The sequence below is a fragment of the Streptococcus sp. CCH8-C6 genome (genome assembly GCF_001557225.1).
Lineage (GTDB): Bacteria > Bacillota > Bacilli > Lactobacillales > Streptococcaceae > Streptococcus > Streptococcus sanguinis_C.
Genome location: NZ_LSJN01000061.1, coordinates 92672 through 111851, shown reverse-complemented (window position 1 = coordinate 111851; position 19180 = coordinate 92672). Strand labels below are relative to the sequence as shown.

19 protein-coding genes are annotated in these 19180 nt (G+C 43.0%); all 19 read left to right on the top strand.

The window, feature by feature from the left end:
- Positions 1 to 11: 11 nt before the first annotated feature.
- The 19 genes from lacD to AX677_RS06190 all read left to right on the top strand — a co-directional run bounded on the left by lacD (position 12) and on the right by AX677_RS06190 (position 19166).
- Positions 12 to 1049, top strand: coding sequence for a tagatose-bisphosphate aldolase (lacD, locus tag AX677_RS06270; protein WP_060976533.1), 1038 nt, complete (start codon positions 12 to 14; stop codon positions 1047 to 1049).
- A 24-nt stretch (positions 1050 to 1073) separates the two neighbouring features.
- The gene (locus AX677_RS06265) at positions 1074 to 2120 is read left to right on the top strand and encodes an aldose epimerase family protein (RefSeq protein WP_060976532.1); all 1047 of its coding nucleotides are present in this window, start codon (positions 1074 to 1076) and stop codon (positions 2118 to 2120) included.
- Between the two features lie 348 nt (positions 2121 to 2468).
- Entirely contained in the window at positions 2469 to 3467 is a 999-nt protein-coding gene (gene ruvB, locus AX677_RS06260) for a Holliday junction branch migration DNA helicase RuvB (RefSeq protein ID WP_060976531.1), read from the top strand.
- Complete coding sequence (locus AX677_RS06255; protein ID WP_060976530.1) at positions 3464 to 4033, top strand: nucleotidyltransferase family protein; 570 nt, start codon at positions 3464 to 3466, stop codon at positions 4031 to 4033. The genes ruvB and AX677_RS06255 overlap by 4 nt, the downstream gene beginning before the upstream one ends.
- A 275-nt stretch (positions 4034 to 4308) precedes the next feature.
- Positions 4309 to 4731: a low molecular weight protein-tyrosine-phosphatase gene (locus AX677_RS06250; protein ID WP_060976529.1), complete on the top strand. Its 423-nt coding sequence runs from the start codon at positions 4309 to 4311 to the stop codon at positions 4729 to 4731.
- Positions 4724 to 5149, top strand: coding sequence for an MORN repeat-containing protein (locus AX677_RS06245; protein ID WP_197416891.1), 426 nt, complete (start codon positions 4724 to 4726; stop codon positions 5147 to 5149). The genes AX677_RS06250 and AX677_RS06245 overlap by 8 nt, the downstream gene beginning before the upstream one ends.
- Entirely contained in the window at positions 5139 to 6944 is a 1806-nt protein-coding gene (locus AX677_RS06240; protein WP_060976527.1) for an acyltransferase family protein, read from the top strand. The genes AX677_RS06245 and AX677_RS06240 overlap by 11 nt, the downstream gene beginning before the upstream one ends.
- A 303-nt stretch (positions 6945 to 7247) precedes the next feature.
- On the top strand, positions 7248 to 9902 hold the full coding sequence (gene adhE / locus AX677_RS06235) for a bifunctional acetaldehyde-CoA/alcohol dehydrogenase (RefSeq protein ID WP_060976526.1): 2655 nt from the start codon (positions 7248 to 7250) through the stop codon (positions 9900 to 9902).
- A gap of 72 nt (positions 9903 to 9974) precedes the next feature.
- Positions 9975 to 10100 carry a hypothetical protein gene (locus AX677_RS09580; protein ID WP_269450185.1) on the top strand — a complete coding sequence of 42 codons (126 nt, stop codon included), beginning with the start codon at positions 9975 to 9977 and terminating at the stop codon, positions 10098 to 10100.
- 4 nt (positions 10101 to 10104) lie between these two features.
- Positions 10105 to 10263, top strand: a complete 159-nt coding sequence (locus AX677_RS09170; protein ID WP_082730258.1) for a shikimate dehydrogenase — start codon at positions 10105 to 10107, stop codon at positions 10261 to 10263.
- A gap of 82 nt (positions 10264 to 10345) precedes the next feature.
- The gene (locus AX677_RS06230) at positions 10346 to 11026 is read left to right on the top strand and encodes a DUF6796 family protein (RefSeq protein WP_060976525.1); all 681 of its coding nucleotides are present in this window, start codon (positions 10346 to 10348) and stop codon (positions 11024 to 11026) included.
- Between the two features lie 115 nt (positions 11027 to 11141).
- Positions 11142 to 12143 carry an alpha/beta fold hydrolase gene (locus AX677_RS06225; RefSeq protein ID WP_060976524.1) on the top strand — a complete coding sequence of 334 codons (1002 nt, stop codon included), beginning with the start codon at positions 11142 to 11144 and terminating at the stop codon, positions 12141 to 12143.
- A 376-nt stretch (positions 12144 to 12519) separates the two neighbouring features.
- Positions 12520 to 13218 (top strand): N-acetylmannosamine-6-phosphate 2-epimerase, encoded by a 699-nt coding sequence (locus AX677_RS06220; protein ID WP_048773683.1) that lies wholly within the window; start codon positions 12520 to 12522, stop codon positions 13216 to 13218.
- A gap of 13 nt (positions 13219 to 13231) precedes the next feature.
- Positions 13232 to 14365: an ABC transporter ATP-binding protein gene (locus tag AX677_RS06215; RefSeq protein WP_002894430.1), complete on the top strand. Its 1134-nt coding sequence runs from the start codon at positions 13232 to 13234 to the stop codon at positions 14363 to 14365.
- Between the two features lie 23 nt (positions 14366 to 14388).
- Positions 14389 to 14841, top strand: coding sequence for a YhcH/YjgK/YiaL family protein (locus AX677_RS06210; RefSeq protein ID WP_002894431.1), 453 nt, complete (start codon positions 14389 to 14391; stop codon positions 14839 to 14841).
- 17 nt (positions 14842 to 14858) lie between these two features.
- A complete protein-coding gene (locus AX677_RS06205) occupies positions 14859 to 16205 on the top strand; it encodes an ABC transporter substrate-binding protein (RefSeq protein WP_002894432.1) in 1347 nt (448 codons plus the stop codon).
- 67 nt (positions 16206 to 16272) lie between these two features.
- Positions 16273 to 17157 carry a carbohydrate ABC transporter permease gene (locus AX677_RS06200; protein ID WP_002898777.1) on the top strand — a complete coding sequence of 295 codons (885 nt, stop codon included), beginning with the start codon at positions 16273 to 16275 and terminating at the stop codon, positions 17155 to 17157.
- Complete coding sequence (locus AX677_RS06195) at positions 17157 to 17990, top strand: carbohydrate ABC transporter permease (protein ID WP_002898776.1); 834 nt, start codon at positions 17157 to 17159, stop codon at positions 17988 to 17990. Before AX677_RS06200 ends, AX677_RS06195 begins: the two co-directional genes overlap by 1 nt.
- A gap of 72 nt (positions 17991 to 18062) precedes the next feature.
- Positions 18063 to 19166 carry a Gfo/Idh/MocA family protein gene (locus AX677_RS06190; RefSeq protein WP_002894435.1) on the top strand — a complete coding sequence of 368 codons (1104 nt, stop codon included), beginning with the start codon at positions 18063 to 18065 and terminating at the stop codon, positions 19164 to 19166.
- Positions 19167 to 19180 lie beyond the last annotated feature (14 nt).

The following is a 19180-nucleotide window of genomic DNA, read 5'->3' as shown; positions in this document are numbered from 1 at the left end:
AAGGAAAAGTTATGGAGAAATTACAAATCGGCCACAAAAAAGTGAGCCATTTGAAAAAACTATCAAACGAGCAGGGGATTATCGGGGCTTTGGCCATTGACCAGCGTGGATCGCTCAAGAAAATGCTGGCCAGCGGAGAAGATGCGCCTTCTGGTGACCAAGCTCTGGTTCAGTTTAAAGAATTAATCTCTAGTCAGCTAACATCTTATGCTAGCTCCATCCTGTTGGATCCAGAGTTCGGTCTGCCAGCAGCCGAGCTGCGGGATGCTTCCTGCGGGCTGATAGTAGCCTATGAAAAGACTGGCTATGATGCGACAGCGGAGGGCCGTCTGCCGGACTTGCTTCCTAACTGGTCAGCTAGTCGCATCCGAGACATGGGCGCAGATGCCGTCAAGGTCTTGATTTACTATGATGTGGACGACAAGCCAGAAATCAACGACATTAAGCAGGCCTGGGTTGAGCGCGTGGGCAGCGAATGTTTGGCTGAGGACATTACTTATTTTCTGGAGATTCTGACCTATGATGCTAAGAGTGACAGTGTCTTGGACGCTAACTATGCCAAGCTTAAGCCGCATAAGGTCAATGAGGCAATCAAGCTCTTTTCAGATTCCCGCTATCATGTAGATGTCTTAAAGGTTGAAGTGCCGGTCAATATGAACTTTGTCGAGGGCTTCACTAAAGAAGGAGTTGAGCCAGTCTACAGCGTGACGGAAGCCCGAGATTTCTTTAAAGAACAGTCAGATGCGACGCACTTGCCTTTCATCTTCCTCAGCGCTGGTGTCAGTGCCGAGCTTTTCCAAGAAACGCTGCGGCTAGCCCATGAAGCGGGCTCACAGTTTAACGGCGTTCTGTGTGGACGGGCTACCTGGAAGGATGCAGTCTCAGTCTTTGCCCAAGAGGGAGCTGCAGCAGCTCAAGCGTGGCTGGACGAGACAGGCCGTCAGAATATCGAGGATCTTAATCAAGTCTTGCGCCAAACAGCGGTGTCTTGGGTGGACAAGCTTGACCTGCCTTTTGAAGACAGGACTTGGCAAGTTCGTGATTTTTAGCAGGATAGATAAAAGAGGTTTTGTATGAAATCTTACCGAGAATCCATTTTTGGCAAGCTGGGCGGTCAGGAGATTCTGGCTTATACTTTTGAAAACGATCGAGGCTATCGTCTGATAGTCATGAACTACGGAGCAACCGTCATCAAGTATGTCTCTCCTGATAAAAATAATCACTTTGACAATATCGTCGTTGGCTTTGATCAGTTTGAGGACTATATTGGGAACAGCCCTAAGCACGGAGCCAGCATTGGTCCAGTTGCTGGACGTATTGCTGGTGCAACATTTGATCTGAATGGTCAGACCTTTCAGCTAGAGGCCAATAATGGCTTAAACTGCAACCATAGTGGATCCAGCGGCTGGGACAGTAGCGTTTTTGAAGTAGAGGAAGTCAGTAATGACGGACTTACCTTTTATACAGAGCGGACTGACGGAACTGGCTGCTTCCCGGGCAATCTGAAAATCTGGGTTTCCTATACCCTGACAGAGAAGGGTGAGCTGGAAATCTCCTATCAAGTCCAGACAGATCAAGATACCTTGGTCAATCCGACCAACCATAGCTATTTCAATCTGTCTGGTCGTTTCAATCAACCGATAGATGATCATATCCTGCAGCTCAATACTGATGGTGTCTATCCTATCGCAGCTGACGGCCTTCCTGAAAAAAAGGCTGATGCAGAGCGTGACTTTGTCAAGAAGCTGGCCAAGGGCGCTTCCCTTAAAGAAATTTTCGCTGCTACCGATGAGCAAATCCAGCTGGTATCTGGCTTGGATCATCCCTTTGCGCTAAGCCCAAGCCGAAACCAGGCAGGCACGCTCTATCATCCAGCATCGGGCCGCCGCCTGACTATTGAAACTCAGGCGCCCTGCCTAGTGATTTATTCAGCGAATTGTGTAGATGATTCGGTTCGGTTTGATGGCCAGCCTATGATTCAGCATAATGGCTTGGCCCTGGAAGCCCAGGCATTGCCGGATGCCATTCACAGTAGCCAGCAGTCGGATGTCATTCTCAAGGCCGGTCAGATTTTTACCAGCAGGACGGTGTATTTTGCTGATGTACCAGCAACTTTATAAAGAAACAATCGCGAAAGAGCACAAAAAAACGGCAGTACCTCCTTCTGCCGTTTTTCTTCGTCCAGTTTTCAGCGACTATGTTTTCATAAGAAGCTAATTTTAAGCAAGTGAAAAGCCTCCACAATCAAAAGCAAAAATTTTTTTGCTAACTGAATTTTACTTTAAGTTTTTCTTAAGCTAAGGGCAGTATACTATGAGTATCAAATGAAGCCCCCTAACTTTGTTTGATAATCCTAAACTTTTTCATAATAATCTCCCATAAAGGCCACCCAATCCGGTGGTCTTTTTTTGTGTTCAGACGTGGATTAGATTTGCTTCCTCTGCCTTATTTTCTGCTATAATAGTTCTATGAGTAGAATTTTAGACAATGAATTAATGGGTGATGAGGAATTGGTGGAGCGCACCTTGCGTCCCCAGTATTTACAGGAGTATATCGGTCAGGACAAGGTCAAGGACCAGCTGAAGATTTTTATTGAAGCGGCTAAGCTGAGGGATGAGGCGCTGGATCACACCCTGCTTTTTGGCCCTCCGGGTCTGGGGAAGACGACCATGGCCTTTGTCATTGCCAATGAACTAGGCGTTAATCTCAAGCAGACTTCAGGTCCGGTGATTGAAAAGTCCGGTGATTTGGTTGCGATCTTAAATGACCTTGAGCCGGGTGATGTCCTCTTTATAGATGAGATTCACCGCTTGCCAATGGCAGTAGAGGAAGTGCTGTACAGCGCTATGGAAGACTTTTACATCGACATTATGATTGGCTCAGGCGAGACCAGTCGCAGTGTCCATCTGGATTTGCCGCCTTTCACTCTGATTGGGGCGACCACTCGGGCAGGCATGCTGTCCAATCCTCTGCGGGCTCGCTTTGGGATTACCGGTCACATGGAGTATTATGAAGCTAGCGACTTGACGGAAATTGTCGAGCGGACTGCAGAGATTTTTGAGATGGATATTACCCACGAGGCTGCGAAGGAGCTGGCTCTGCGTAGTCGAGGCACTCCGCGGATTGCCAATCGTTTGCTCAAGCGGGTGCGGGATTACGCGCAGATTATGGGCAATGGCCTGATTGATGATAAGATAACCGACCAGGCTCTCTCCATGCTGGATGTGGATCAAGAAGGGCTGGACTACGTGGACCAGAAGATTTTGAAGACTATGATAGAGGTCTACGGTGGCGGTCCAGTGGGGCTGGGGACCCTCTCGGTCAATATTGCTGAGGAACGTGAAACAGTAGAGGATATGTATGAGCCTTACCTGATTCAGAAAGGCTTTGTCATGCGGACACGGACTGGGCGCGTGGCTACCCGTAAAGCCTATGAGCATTTAGGATATGAGTATATGAAGGAATGATGACAGAAAAGGAGATTTTAGACCAACTAGGTCAAGATCCAGACATCCGAGCGATTTTGGAAATTATTCGCAGTCTGGAGCTCAAGGATTCTTGGTTAGTGGCTGGAAGTGTGAGGAATTTTATCTGGAATATGCTGTCAGAGCGACCAGGTTTTGATTCAGAGACGGATGTAGATGTCATATTCTTTGATCCGACTTATGCTGAGGCAGAGACGATAGAGCTGGAAGCCAAGCTCAAGGCAGACTGGCCACAGTATCAATGGGAGCTCAGAAATCAAGCCTATATGCACCAGCATAGTCCTGGAACGGCACCTTATAAAAATGCTTGCGAAGCTATGAGTAAGTATCCTGAGCGCTGCACTGCTATCGGACTGCGCTTGTTGGCAAATGACAAACTGGAACTTTTTGCTCCCTATGGTTTGGAGGATATCTTAAACTTTCAGGTCAGACCGACTCCTCATTTTCTTGAAAATAAGGAGCGCCAGCGTGTGTATGCTGAGCGCTTGGCTAAGAAGAATTGGCAGAAATGCTGGCCGCAGCTGGAGTATCATTATCTTGATAAATAAGTATAAGATAAGAGTAAAATGTTTAAGTTATTTTAAGGAAGTTTTAAGGAATGGATATTATACTATAAGCAAGTTAAGAAATTAACTTAACTCCTAAAACTTTTTTCTTTTTAAAAAATAATCTCCCTACAAAAAGCCACCAAACGGTGGTTTTTTGCTATTTTCATATATGAGAGGGGCAGGGCTTGCCAGTTTTCAACGAGAATCAGGAAACTGTAAACGATTCAGAGCTAGTTTTTGCCATTATTTTGTTATAATAGATAGCGAGGTATTGTATGAAGAAAATTGTATTTGTATGTTTGGGCAATATCTGCCGTAGTCCGATGGCAGAGTTTGTCATGAAGAGTTTAACAGACCAACTGGAAATCGAGAGCCGAGCAACCTCAAGCTGGGAGCATGGCAATCCCATTCATCGGGGAACACAGGCTATTTTTAAGAAATATGCCATTTCTTATGATAGGAACAAGACTTCTCAGCAGATTTCGGCAGCGGATTTTGCGGATTTTGACTATGTCATTGGAATGGATGAAAGTAATGTCCGAGATTTGAAGCGGATGGCGCCTGAGGATTTTCAGCATAAAATTTATCAGTTTGAAGAAGAAAGTGTGCCGGATCCTTGGTACACAGGAGATTTTGACCAAACCTATGATTTGGTCTTGGCTGGCTGCAAGAAGTGGCTAGAGCGTTTGGATGGATAGGAATATGGATAAAGTAAAAGAATTTTACGATAAATACAAGGTCTATCTGACCCGGCAGAATTTAGAACTTTTGGCTGTAACGGTCATTGTACTGTCAGCTATTCTGGTTTTTACCTCGGGGATTCCTGGTAAGGGCGTTTTAACGCTAGATCAGGGGAAGATCAAGTATGACGGGACCTTGGTTCGCGGGAAGATGAACGGTCAGGGGACTATGACTTTTCAAAATGGGGACAGTTATACTGGTCAATTTCGCAATGGCATCTTTGACGGAAAAGGGACCTTTACCTCGCCGGCTGGCTGGAAATATGAAGGGGACTTCAGCAAGGGTCAGGCTGATGGACAAGGAAAGCTAACGACAGAAGGCAATGTCGTTTATGAAGGAACGTTTAAACAAGGAATTTATCAAAATGCGCATTAAATGGTTTTCGCTCGTCAGAATCACGGGGCTGCTTTTAGTTTTGCTTTATCATTACTTCCAGGGCGTTTTCCCTGGCGGTTTTATTGGCGTGGATATCTTCTTTACTTTTTCTGGCTTCTTGATTACCGCTCTGCTTATTGACGAGTTTGCTAAGAAGAAAGAAATCGATATCCAAGGCTTTTTCAAACGACGTTTTTATCGGATTGTACCCCCTCTGGTCTTTATGATTTTGGTCGTTATGCCCTTTACTTTCTTAATCCGTAAGGATTTTGTGGCTGGGATTGGGACGCAGATTGCGGCTGCCTTGGGATTTGTGACCAACTTTTATGAAATGCTTTCAGGCGGCAGTTATGAGAGTCAGTTTGTGCCGCACATCCTGATCCATACTTGGAGTCTAGCTTTAGAAGTGCACTATTATGTTCTTTGGGGCTTGGCCGCTTGGGGCTTGGGCAAGGTTGCCAAGTCAACGGCCCGCTATCGCGGTATGATTGCGTTGGTTTCTGCAGGTCTCTTTTTGCTCAGCTTTGTATCAATGTTTGCTGGCGCTTTGACCACTAAGAATTACTCTGATATTTATTTCTCAAGTTTGACCCACGTCTTTCCTTTCTTTGCAGGAAGTATCCTAGCAACCTTATCTGGCGTTGGCCATGTCAGCAGTCGCTTTAAGATGTTGGAGGAGAAGCTGACTCTTAAGCAAGTGTTAGGAATTATGGGGGGCAGCGCAGCTGTTTTGCTTTTGCTCAGCTTTCTGCTCAAGTTTGATAATCTTTGGACCTACCTGGTAGGATTCTTGATTTCAACTATCTTGGCTTGTCTGATGATTTTTGCTGCTAGGATGCTGCATGACAAGCTCCCTGATGTGAAGGAGCCTAGCCTTATCAACTTTATCGCAGATACCAGCTATGGTGTTTACCTCTTCCACTGGCCATTCTATATTATCTTTACCCAGCTGATGAGTAACGGTTTGGCTGTTCTCTTGACCACGCTGCTGTCTTTTATTTTTGCAGCCTTGTCTTTCTATATCTTGGAGCCAACTCTGGCTGGTCGTCAGCCAGTTATCATGGGAACCAAGATGGATCTGTCATCTCTCACTAGACCAATTTTTTACAGTATGATTCCGTTGACTTTAATCATGTTCTTTATCTCGGTGACAGCACCAAAGGTAGGAGCTTTTGAGGAAAGTTTGATTGTCAACGCTCTGAATCAAGCAGACACTAAGATGCAGACAACTCGCAGCCAGGTTGATCAGTCCAAGGCTACTGAGTACAATGTGGCGGACGGGATTACTATGATTGGTGACTCGGTTGCCCTGCGCTCAAGCGATCAATTGCAGCAGATCTTGCCAGGAATCGAGCTAGATACTGTCGTTAGCCGCAGTCTGAGTACAGGCTTGGAGGTCTACAAGACAGATATTGCTAATAGGGTGCTGAAGAAGCAGGTTGTTCTGGCTCTTGGAACCAATTCGTCTGGTTATTCGAATGAGCTTTTGGATGAATATGTTTCCAGCCTGCCTAAGGGGCATCAACTGATCCTCGTGACTCCTTATGACGGTCGCTCAGAGGGCGGTGTTTTAGCTCAGCAGCGGGAGTATGAGCTGGAATTAGCCAAAAAGTACGACTATGTCTTTGTGGCTGACTGGCATCAAACTGCTATCGAAAATCCGCAGATTTGGGAAGGGACAGACTATGTCCACTTTGGCTCAAACTCAGAGTCCATCATTGAAGGGGGAACTCTCTATGCCAATACCATTAAGCAAGCCATAGATGAAGCAAATTCTGGCAATGTGAAACCATAAATGATCAGCTCGGTTTGTCCGAGCTTTTTATATTTAAATAAAGAAAGCGCTTCCATATATTATGTGAAAGTAAAAGTATGTGAAATCTCTAAAAAATAAAAAATTTTTTCACAATAACTAAAAGAATAGACTGTAAAACAAGCAAATTTGTTATGTATTTCACAAATTAATAGAGAAAAGTTTGTGAATGTTAAGTGAAAGTGTTTACAAAAATCATTAAATGGGTTATAATTGAATTGTGAAATATTTAACAAAGGTTAGGGTTCTTCGTCTAACCTAAGGCAAAACCATTGGAGGAATAGAATGGCTGAAAAGAAGAAAACGGTAGAACAAGAAGACAAGGCTTTGGCAGCGCAAAAGCATGTCGACGAATTGGTGCAAAAAGGTCTGGTTGCACTCGAGGAAATGAGAAAGCTGAATCAGGAACAGGTGGACTACATCGTAGCCAAGGCCTCTGTAGCAGCTTTGGATGCCCATGGTGAGTTGGCTCTGCATGCTTATGAAGAAACGGGTCGCGGAGTTTTTGAAGATAAGGCAACTAAAAACCTTTTCGCCTGTGAGCACGTTGTGAATAATATGCGCCACACGAAAACTGTCGGCGTTATTCAGGAAGATGATGTGACTGGATTGACCTTGATTGCGGAGCCAGTGGGTGTTGTCTGTGGAATTACTCCAACAACCAACCCAACTTCAACAGCTATTTTTAAGGCTTTGATTTCCTTAAAAACACGTAATCCGATTATCTTTGCTTTCCACCCATCTGCTCAAGAATCATCTGCCCATGCAGCACAAATCGTTCGTGATGCAGCGATTGCAGCAGGTGCGCCTGAAAACTGTGTACAATGGATTACAGCGCCATCTATGGAAGCAACTTCTGCCCTTATGAACCATGAAGGAATTGCGACTATCCTTGCGACAGGTGGTAACGCAATGGTGAAGGCAGCTTACTCATGTGGTAAGCCAGCTCTGGGGGTTGGTGCCGGAAACGTACCAGCTTATGTGGAAAAATCCGCTAATATCCGTCAAGCAGCGCACGATATCGTTATGTCTAAGTCCTTTGACAATGGTATGGTCTGTGCCTCTGAGCAAGCCGTTATCATTGATAAGGAGGTTTATGATGAATTTGTAGAAGAGTTCAAATCATATCATACTTACTTTGTAAATAAGAAAGAAAAAGCTCTGTTGGAAGAATTCTGCTTTGGTGCTAAGGCAAACAGCAAGAACTGTGCTGGTGCTAAGCTCAATCCGGATATCGTTGGTAAGCCAGCCACTTGGATTGCAGAGCAAGCAGGCTTCAGCGTGCCAGAAGATACGAATATCTTGGCCGCAGAGTGTAAAGAAGTTGGTGAAAAAGAGCCATTGACACGTGAAAAACTGTCACCTGTCATCGCTGTGCTCAAGTCTGAATCTCGTGAAGACGGTGTTGAAAAGGCCCGTCAAATGGTAGAATTCCATGGTCTTGGTCACTCAGCTGCTATCCATACAGCGGACGAAGAGTTGACCAAGGAATTTGGTAAGGCTGTCCGTGCTATCCGTGTTATTTGCAACTCACCTTCTACTTTCGGCGGTATCGGAGATGTTTATAATGCCTTCCTGCCGTCACTGACTCTGGGCTGTGGTTCTTATGGTCGCAACTCAGTTGGTGATAACGTTAGTGCTGTGAATCTCTTGAACATCAAAAAAGTAGGAAGACGTAGAAATAATATGCAATGGATGAAACTCCCTTCAAAAACTTACTTCGAGCGTGACTCTATCCAATACCTGCAAAAATGTCGTGATGTGGAACGTGTCATGATCGTTACAGACCATGCGATGGTAGAGCTTGGTTTCCTAGATCGTATCATCGAACAACTCGATCTTCGTCGTAATAAGGTTGTTTACCAAATCTTTGCAGACGTAGAGCCAGATCCAGATATCACAACAGTTGAACGTGGTACAGAGATTATGCGTACCTTCAAACCTGATACAATCATCGCGCTTGGTGGTGGTTCACCAATGGACGCAGCTAAAGTAATGTGGCTCTTCTATGAGCAACCAGAAGTGGACTTCCGTGACCTTGTGCAAAAATTCATGGATATCCGTAAACGTGCCTTCAAATTCCCATTGCTTGGCAAGAAGACTAAGTTTATCGCAATCCCTACAACATCTGGTACAGGTTCAGAAGTAACACCGTTTGCCGTTATCTCTGACAAGGCTAACAACCGTAAGTACCCAATCGCTGACTACTCTCTGACTCCAACTGTAGCCATCGTAGACCCAGCTCTGGTACTGACTGTTCCAGGATTTGTTGCAGCAGACACTGGTATGGACGTTCTGACTCACGCCACAGAAGCTTATGTATCTCAGATGGCCAGCGACTTTACAGATGGTTTGGCTCTCCAAGCTATTAAACTAGTCTTTGAAAATCTGGAAAGCTCTGTTAAGAATGCTGACTTCCACTCTCGCGAAAAGATGCACAATGCCTCTACTATCGCTGGTATGGCCTTTGCCAATGCCTTCCTGGGAATTTCCCACTCTATGGCCCATAAGATTGGTGCTCAGTTCCATACGATCCACGGTCGTACCAATGCGATCTTGTTGCCATACGTAATCCGCTATAACGGTACACGTCCAGCTAAAACAGCGACATGGCCTAAGTACAACTACTACCGTGCGGATGAGAAATACCAAGACATTGCTCGCATGCTCGGCTTGCCAGCTTCTACTCCAGAAGAAGGTGTTGAATCATTTGCGAAAGCTGTTTATGAACTGGGAGAACGCGTCGGTATCGAAATGAACTTCAAGGCTCAAGGTATTGACGAAAAAGAATGGAAAGAACATTCACGCGAATTGGCCTTCCTTGCTTATGAAGACCAATGCTCTCCAGCCAACCCACGTCTTCCAATGGTTGACCACATGCAGGAAATCATCGAAGACGCTTACTATGGCTACAAGGAACGCCCAGGACGCCGCAAATAAGCGAGCAGCTTCCTCAATTAAAAATAAGACAGTTTGTCGGTCATCCCCTACCCTTTGGTAGGGGATATTTCTATGTGTCTTAGCGAGGCAAGACCGTCGGTCGAAGCCGAGCTTAGAGACATTGATGCTGAGGAGCGGAGCGACGTGAGCGCTATGTGTCTTAACGAAACGCGGCCGCAGGACAAAGTTGAGTCATAGAGCAGTGGATGCAGTTTTGTCCCTTGGGACAAAAGCTGTATACCTTGAAGTAACACTTAGGCAGGCAAGACCGTTGGTCGAAGCCGAGCGTAGAGACATTGATGCTGAGGAGCGGAGCGACGTGAGCGCTAGGCCTCTTAACGAAAGGAGCTTGCTGGGGTAAAAATATGTAAACCTTCTGACTACTTGTGATTGAGTGAGCTTTTGTGCTAAGATAAGGGGACAATGGAAAAAAGGAGAGCAATGTGATTTTTTTATCTTTATGGGCTGGGCTGTTGAGTGGCCTTTGCTGGTTATTGGGGGATATTCTGCTGGTTGGCTTTGAGGTAGACAAGGAAAGTTATGCCTCTTTTACGGAGCAGAGTCGGATTGGCAATAAGAATCTGGCTATGCTGATGCTGTCTGGTTCTGTCGGTCGGCTGCGTCTGGGCGCTCTGGTGGCTAACTTCTCAATTCCTCTTATGTTAGTCTCGCTTTATGCTCTCTTTGGTTTGACAAATAAGGGCTTGTGGTCCTATCTGTCAATAGCCTTGTTAGGAATTGGATTTGCCCTGTCGCCGGTGGCACATGTGGCCTTTTACTACGTTGGGATCATTAGCAAAAAGGCTTATAAACGAAGCGGCGGACAGGTCTGCTCAGACGAAGACAGCGGGCTTATCAATGAAGCAGTGTTCTTTCTAGATATAACCTGGCGGACAGCTATCGCTCTGACCGGACTAGGCTGGTTCGTTTACTCACTGCTAATAGTTACCGGTCAGACAATATTGCCTGCTTATCTGGGGCTGCTGACTCCTTTACCGCTCAGTCTCTTGACTATCTTACTGGTAGAAAAGCTGAGAATCGGACGCCCCTACCTTAACGGAGCTGGCCTAAACATAGGATTTAGTTTGTTCTATTTACTGCTCCTGCTTCATATAGGTTCTTAGGCGGCGAATCGGTAAAATTTCAGAAAAACAGAAAATCTATATATTAACCTATTGAAAACTTCCTCTTTATATGGTATGATGAAAGAGGTCTCAAGAATCGTTGGGAGGATAAGACATGAAAAACCCTACTTTACTTAAAGAAATGTTACATTATCGCGGAAGAGATGAAATGCCCGACGATTTTGATACCTTTTGGAATAAACAAGTGGCGGAGGTGGAAGTGCCTCAGGACTACCAGTTGCTGGAAAAAGATTTTCAAATTGCATATGCGACTTGCTATGAGCTAACCTTCAAGTCTGGAAACGGTGGACAAATCTACGCTAAGCTAGTTGTGCCTAAGTTATCAGAAAAAATTCCGGCATTGTTTCATTTCCATGGTTATATGGGGCAGGGCTGGGATTGGGCTGATATGCTGGCCTATACGGCAGCGGGCTGGGGTGTGGTGTCAATGGATGTCCGTGGTCAGTCTGGCTATTCACTGGATGGTGATAGAGAAGTCCGCGGCAATACTGTTAAAGGACATATTATCCGCGGGGCTCTGGATGGACCGGATCAGCTTTTTTTCAAGGATGTCTATCTGGATGTTTACACCTTGGTCGAGCTAGTGGCTGGTTTGGACTTCGTGGATGAAAACCGTTTGTCTAGTTTTGGCGGTTCACAGGGCGGAGCCTTGGCTTTGGTAGCAGCTGCTTTAAATTCTCGGATTAAGCAGACTGTAGCCATCTATCCCTTCCTTGCTGACTTTAGACGGGTTTTGGAGATTGGCAATACGAGTGAAGCCTATGATGAGCTCTTTCGTTATTTCAAATTCCATGATCCTTTTCATGAGACAGAAGAGCAGTTGTTGCAGACACTTGCTTATATTGACGTGAAAAATCTGGCCCATCGTATTAGCTGTCCAGTGCAGATGATTATTGGCCTGGAGGATGATGTTTGCTATCCTATCACACAATTTGCCATTTATAACCGCTTGGCTGGAGAAAAGGAGTATCATCTCCTGCCTGAGTATGGGCATGAGGCTATGAATGTCCGTGTCAGTGATACTGTCTTTAACTGGCTCTGCGGAACCAAAATAAAAAGACTTTCACTCTTTTCGGACTTTAAATCCGAGAGATAATATTCGTCCCCCCTTTGGGGCTAGGCCTTTGTCTAGCCCTTTTTACTTCCCTGAGGGAGCATAGAAATGAGAATCTTTTTAGAAGTTTGCTTGCTCTTTCATTGGCTTTTCTACAAAACGGAATCCTGAAAGTACTTTCAGGAATTTCTGTTTTTCTGGAAAATTCGGAAACTATAATCTAAATCTCAAACAATATTGAAAGCGCTTTAAAAATTATTTATAATAACATTATGAAATACTCGAGTTAAAAAATGGAGTCTAGGATAAGGACGTAAAAATATTTGTTTGCGCCTTCTTCTCTGCTCCACCTGAGGTCCTAGGTAGTTGTTAGACTATCTGATCAGACCGATGTCTTACGAAAGGAGATTGTATATTCATGTCACAGATTTTAAAAGATGACTTGATAGCTAAGATTAAAGACGGCATCATTGTTTCCTGTCAAGCCTTGCCTCAGGAGCCGCTTTATACGGAAGCTGGAGGAGTGATTCCTCTCTTGGTCAAGGCAGCTGAGCAGGGCGGTGCTGTAGGTATTCGAGCTAATAGCGTTCGCGATATTCGGGAGATTAAGGAAGTAACTTCTCTGCCTATCATCGGAATTATCAAACGCGACTATCCGCCACAAGAGCCTTTTATCACGGCTACCATGCGGGAAGTGGATGAGTTGGCTGCTCTGGATATTGAAGTCATTGCTCTGGACTGTACCAAGCGGGAGCGCCATGATGGCCTGACAATTGCGGATTTCATCAAGCAGGTCAAGGCCAAGTATCCCCATCAGCTATTGATGGCAGATATCAGCACCTATGAGGAAGCCGCTGCTGCTGTAGAAGCTGGTGTAGACTTTGTCGGCACGACCTTATCGGGCTACACTTCCTACAGCCCTAAGGTTGACGGACCAGACATTGAGCTTATCCGCCGCTTGTGCCAAGCAGGCTTTGATGTCATCGCTGAAGGAAAGATTCACTATCCGAGTCAAGCCAAGCAGATACATGATTTGGGTGTAAGAGGCATCGTTGTCGGCGGAGCCATTACTCGCCCTAAAGAAATTACAGAGCGCTTTGTTGCAGGATTAAAATAAGTGAGGTAGATGAATGACAACCTTAACACTAAATAAACTATATAAAAAGTATCCTAATAGTGATTTTTACTCTGTTGAAAATTTTGATTTGGATATTAAGGATAAGGAGTTTATCGTTTTTGTAGGCCCTTCTGGTTGCGGGAAATCAACAACCTTGCGGATGATTGCAGGACTTGAGGATATCACAGAAGGGGAGCTCTATATTGATCAAAATCTTGTCAATGACATTGCTCCTAAAGATCGGGATATAGCCATGGTTTTCCAAAATTATGCCCTTTATCCTCACATGACTGTTTATGACAATATGGCATTCGGACTCAAGCTTCGCAAGTATGACAAGGCTGATATTGACAAAAGAGTCCAGGAAGCGGCGGAAATCCTTGGGCTGAAAGAGCTGCTGGATCGTAAACCGGCCGACTTATCTGGTGGTCAGCGTCAGCGTGTAGCTATGGGGCGGGCGATTGTTCGTGATGCCAAAGTCTTCCTTATGGATGAGCCCTTGTCTAACTTGGATGCTAAACTGCGCGTGTCCATGCGGGCAGAAATCGCAAAAATTCACCGCCGTATCGGAGCGACGACAATCTATGTAACCCACGACCAGACCGAAGCCATGACCTTGGCTGACCGCATCGTTATCATGTCAGCTACTAAGAATGAAGCAGGAACAGGTACTATCGGTCGAATCGAGCAAATCGGTACACCTCAGGAACTTTATAACGAACCAGCTAATAAATTTGTGGCAGGTTTTATCGGCAGTCCAGCCATGAATTTCTTTGAAGTGAACTTAGAGGGCAATCAGCTTACAGATGGACAAGGCTTTGCTGTTGGACTCCCAGACGGTCAGCGTAAAATTCTAGAAGAAAAAGGATATCAAGGAAAGAAAGTGATACTGGGCATTCGACCAGAGGATATCTCAGCTGAGTTGATAGCTGCTGATGCTTTCCCAGATTCTGTTGTTGAAGCAGAGATTATAGTTTCTGAACTTTTAGGAAGCGATTCTATCCTTTATTGTAAAGTAGGAGTTCAGGAATTTTCTGCACGTGTTGCTGCTCATAATTACCATGAAGCAGGACAGAAAATAAACTTGGTATTCAATATTGCAAAAGCACACTTCTTTGAATTAGAGAACGGTTCACGTATTAAATAAAATTTTATAAGGAAATTTTAATTATGATTGTAACGGAAATTAATAATCTATCAACTTATGTAGGAGTAAATCCATATTTTGAAAGATTAATAAATTTTTTAAAAACAGTTGATTTGGGAAGTCTTCCAGAAGGGAAGATAGATATTGAAGGTGATAAATTATTTGGCAATTGTTTTAGTTATGTAGCAGATGGTCAACCAGGAGATTTCTTTGAAACTCATAGGAAATATCTTGATATCCATCTGGTGTTAGAAAATACAGAAGACATGGCAGTTTCTTCTGTTAAAAGCACAACAGTTAGTCAACCTTATAATAAGGAAAAGGATATTGAGTTATATGAAGGAAAAGTGGAGCAGCTTATTCACTTGAAATCTGGAGAATGTTTAATAACATTCCCTGAGGATTTGCATCAGCCCAAAGTTCGTGTAAATGATCTACCCTTAAAAAAAGTAGTATTTAAAGTAGCTATTTCTTAAATAGAAAGAGGTAAACTATGAAAAATCTAAAGAAATTTTTATTCGTTCTTCTAACAGGACTTGTTGCACTGATAATCAGTGGTTGTTCTCCAAGTGGGGAAAATAGTAAAGGAAATGATTCAGGTGAATTATCTGGGGAAATCGTTATGTGGCACTCATTTACACAGGGACCTCGTTTAGAAAGTATCCAGAAATCTGCAGATGAATTTATGAAGAAGCATCCAAAAGTTAAGATTAAAATTGAAACTTTTTCTTGGAATGACTTTTACACCAAATGGACAACAGGCCTTGCTAACGGAAACGTACCTGATGTCAGTACAGCTTTGCCGAACCAAGTAATGGAAATGATTAACTCAGATGCTATTGTTCCATTGAATGATACAATTGACAAAATTGGAAAAGATCGTTTCAATAAAACAGCTCTGAATGAAGCAAAAATTGGGAGTGATTACTATTCTGTTCCTCTTTATTCCCATGCGCAAGTGATGTGGGTACGAACAGATTTATTAAAACAACACAATATTGAAGTACCTAAAACTTGGGATGAACTTTATGAAGCATCTAAGAAATTAACAGCTGATGGAGTTTATGGTATGTCAGTGCCGCTTGGTACGAATGACTTTATGGCTACTCGTTTCCTGAATTTCTATGTTCGTAGTGCAGGAGGAAGCCTGTTAACAAAGGATAAGAAGGTTGATTTAACTAGCGATTTGGCTCAAGAAGGAATCAAATACTGGGTGAAAATGTACAAGGATGTTTCTCCTAAAGATTCACTCAATTATAATGTATTACAACAAGCTACCCTATTCTACCAAGGTAAGACAGCCTTTGACTTTAACTCAGGTTTCCACATTGGAGGGGTTGAAGCGAACAGTCCACAATTATTAGAATCAATTGATGCCTATCCTATTCCGAAGGTCAAAGCATCCGATAAAGATCAAGGGATTGAAACTTCAAATGTTCCAATGGTTGTATGGAAAAATTCTAAACATCCAGAAGTTGCAAAAGCATTTTTAGAATATCTGTATGAACAAGACAACTATGTTGGTTTCTTAGATTCTACTCCAGTTGGTATGTTGCCAACGATTAGCGGTATTTCTGATTTACCAGCTTATAAGGAAAATGAAACACGCCAAAAATTCCAACATGCTGAACAAGTAATCAACGAGGCTGTTCAAAAAGGTACTGCTATTGGTTATGAAAACGGCCCAAGTGTTGAGGCTGGTATGTTGACAAACCAACACATTATTGAACAAATGTTCCAAGATATTATCACAAATGGGAAAGACCCTATGGCTGCAGCAAAAGATGCTGAAAAGCAATTAAACGATTTATTTGAAACGGTTGCAGTTGATGTGAAATAATACCTAGATTATTAGGGCTATGGTGCAGTAGCGCTATAGCCTCTTATTTTAAAGAAAGGGGTAAGAGATGGTCAGAGATCGTAATTTGACGCGTTGGATATTTGTACTGCCAGCGGTGATTATCGTAGGATTACTCTTTGTTTATCCATTTTTTTCAAGCATCTTTTATAGCTTTACCAATAAGAATTTAATTATGCCCAACTATCGTTTTGTTGGTTTGGATAATTATAAAGCAGTATTGTCAGACCCTAACTTTTTTAGTGCATTTTTTAATTCAATAAAATGGACTGTCCTTTCCTTAGCTGGACAAGTTATCATCGGATTTGTTCTGGCTCTTGCTTTGCATAGAGTGCGACGATTTAAAAAACTTTATCGGACGTTGTTAATCGTACCGTGGGCCTTTCCTACAATTGTTATTGCTTTTTCATGGCAATGGATTCTAAATGGTGTCTATGGGTATCTGCCAAATATCATTGTTAAGCTTGGTTTAATGGAGCATGCTCCAGCTTTTCTGACTGATAGCACGTGGGCCTTTATTTGCTTGGTGTTTATCAATATCTGGTTTGGAGCTCCAATGATTATGGTTAATGTTTTATCTGCACTTCAAACAGTTCCTCAGGAGCAGTTTGAGGCAGCTAAAATTGATGGTGCGACAAGTTGGCAAGTGTTCAGACATATTACTTTTCCGCATATTAAGGTCGTTGTAGGATTGCTAGTTGTACTGAGAACGGTTTGGATCTTTAACAATTTTGATATTATCTACCTCATTACTGGTGGTGGTCCGTCTAATGCGACTATGACCTTGCCGATTTTCGCTTACAACTTAGGTTGGGGAACGAAGTTATTAGGACGTGCTTCAGCAGTCACAGTATTGCTCTTTATCTTCCTATTGACAGTTTGCTTCATTTACTTCTCTGTAATTAGTAAATGGGAAAAGGAGGGTAGAAAATAATGAAGAAAAAATCAAATTTCTACTTAGATATCGGAGCTCATTTAGTTTTGATAATTGCAACAATTGTTGCAATCTTCCCGCTTGTATGGATTATTATATCTTCGATTAAAGGAAAAGGGGAGTTGACACAATTCCCAACTCGCTTCTGGCCTCAGACTTTTACGCTAGACTACTTTACACATGTTATTAATGATTTGCATTTTGTTGATAATATCCGAAATAGTTTAGTAATTTCTTTGTCCACAACAGTTATTGCAACGATTATTTCTTCCATGGCTGCTTATGGTATTGTTCGTTTCTTCCCTAAACTAGGAGCAATAATGTCACGGCTTTTGGTAACAACTTATATTTTCCCACCTATTTTGCTAGCAATACCTTATTCTATTGCAATTGCAAAAGCAGGTTTGGGAAATAGCATCATTGGCCTTATCATCATTTATTTGTCATTTAGTGTACCTTATGCGGTATGGCTGCTGGTTGGCTTCTTCCAAACGGTTCCAATTGGGATTGAAGAGGCAGCCCGTATTGATGGAGCAAATAAATTTGTTACTTTTTATAAAGTGGTATTACCAATCGTTGCTCCGGGAATTGTTGCAACAGCGATTTATACCTTTATTAATGCGTGGAATGAATTCTTATATGCATTGATACTGATTAACGATACAAGTAAAATGACCGTTGCAGTAGCACTTCGTTCATTGAATGGGTCAGAGGTGCTAGACTGGGGAGATATGATGGCGGCATCTGTGATTGTTGTATTGCCTTCTATCATCTTCTTCTCAATCATTCAAAATAAGATTGCAAGTGGTCTTTCAGAAGGGTCTGTAAAATAGACATTTCGAAACAACATTAGTCAATATATAAGTTAAAAATAGGATATTGTATTAAACAATAGGAGAATAAAAATGGTTAAATATGGCGTCGTAGGAACAGGATATTTTGGAGCTGAATTGGCTCGTTATATGCAAAAAAATGATGGTGCAGAGATTACAATTGTTTATGATCCAGAAAACGCGGAAGCAGTAGCTGAAGAGTTAGGAGCGAAAGTTGCAGCTTCGATAGATGAATTAGTGGCTAGCGATGAAGTTGACTGTGTTATTGTAGCTTCTCCAAATAATCTTCATAAAGAGCCGGTTATCAAAGCAGCTCAGCATGGAAAAAATGTTTTTTGTGAAAAACCAATTGCTCTTTCCTATGAGGATTGTCGCGAAATGGTAGATGCTTGTAAAGAAAATAATGTGACCTTTATGGCGGGGCATATCATGAACTTCTTTAATGGTGTTCATCATGCCAAAGAATTAATCAATCAAGGTGTGATTGGAGATGTTCTGTATTGTCATACGGCTCGTAATGGATGGGAGGAGCAACAACCATCAGTATCTTGGAAGAAAATCCGCGAAAAATCTGGTGGTCACTTATATCACCATATCCATGAATTAGACTGTGTTCAATTTCTTATGGGTGGGATGCCTGAAACTGTTACAATGACTGGTGGCAATGTAGCTCATGAGGGAGAAAACTTTGGTGATGAAGATGACATGATTTTTGTCAATATGGAATTTTCAAACAAGCGTTTTGCTTTGCTAGAATGGGGTTCTGCTTATCGCTGGGGTGAACACTATGTCTTGATTCAAGGGACAAAAGGTGCGATTCGTCTGGACTTGTTCAACTGTAAAGGAACTCTCAAATTAGATGGTCAAGAAAGTTATTTCCTAATCCATGAGTCGCAGGAAGAAGATGATGATCGTACTCGTATTTATCATAGTACCGAAATGGATGGAGCGATTGCTTACGGAAAACCTGGTAAACGTACTCCATTGTGGTTATCATCTGTTATTGACAAGGAAATGCGTTACCTTCATGAAATCATGCAGGGAGCACCGGTAACAGAAGAATTCAAAAAATTATTGACAGGAGAAGCAGCTCTAGAGGCTATTGCAACAGCAGATGCATGTACTCAGTCTATGTTTGAAGATCGTAAAGTTAAATTATCGGAAATTGTAAAATAAAAGATGTGGGGATG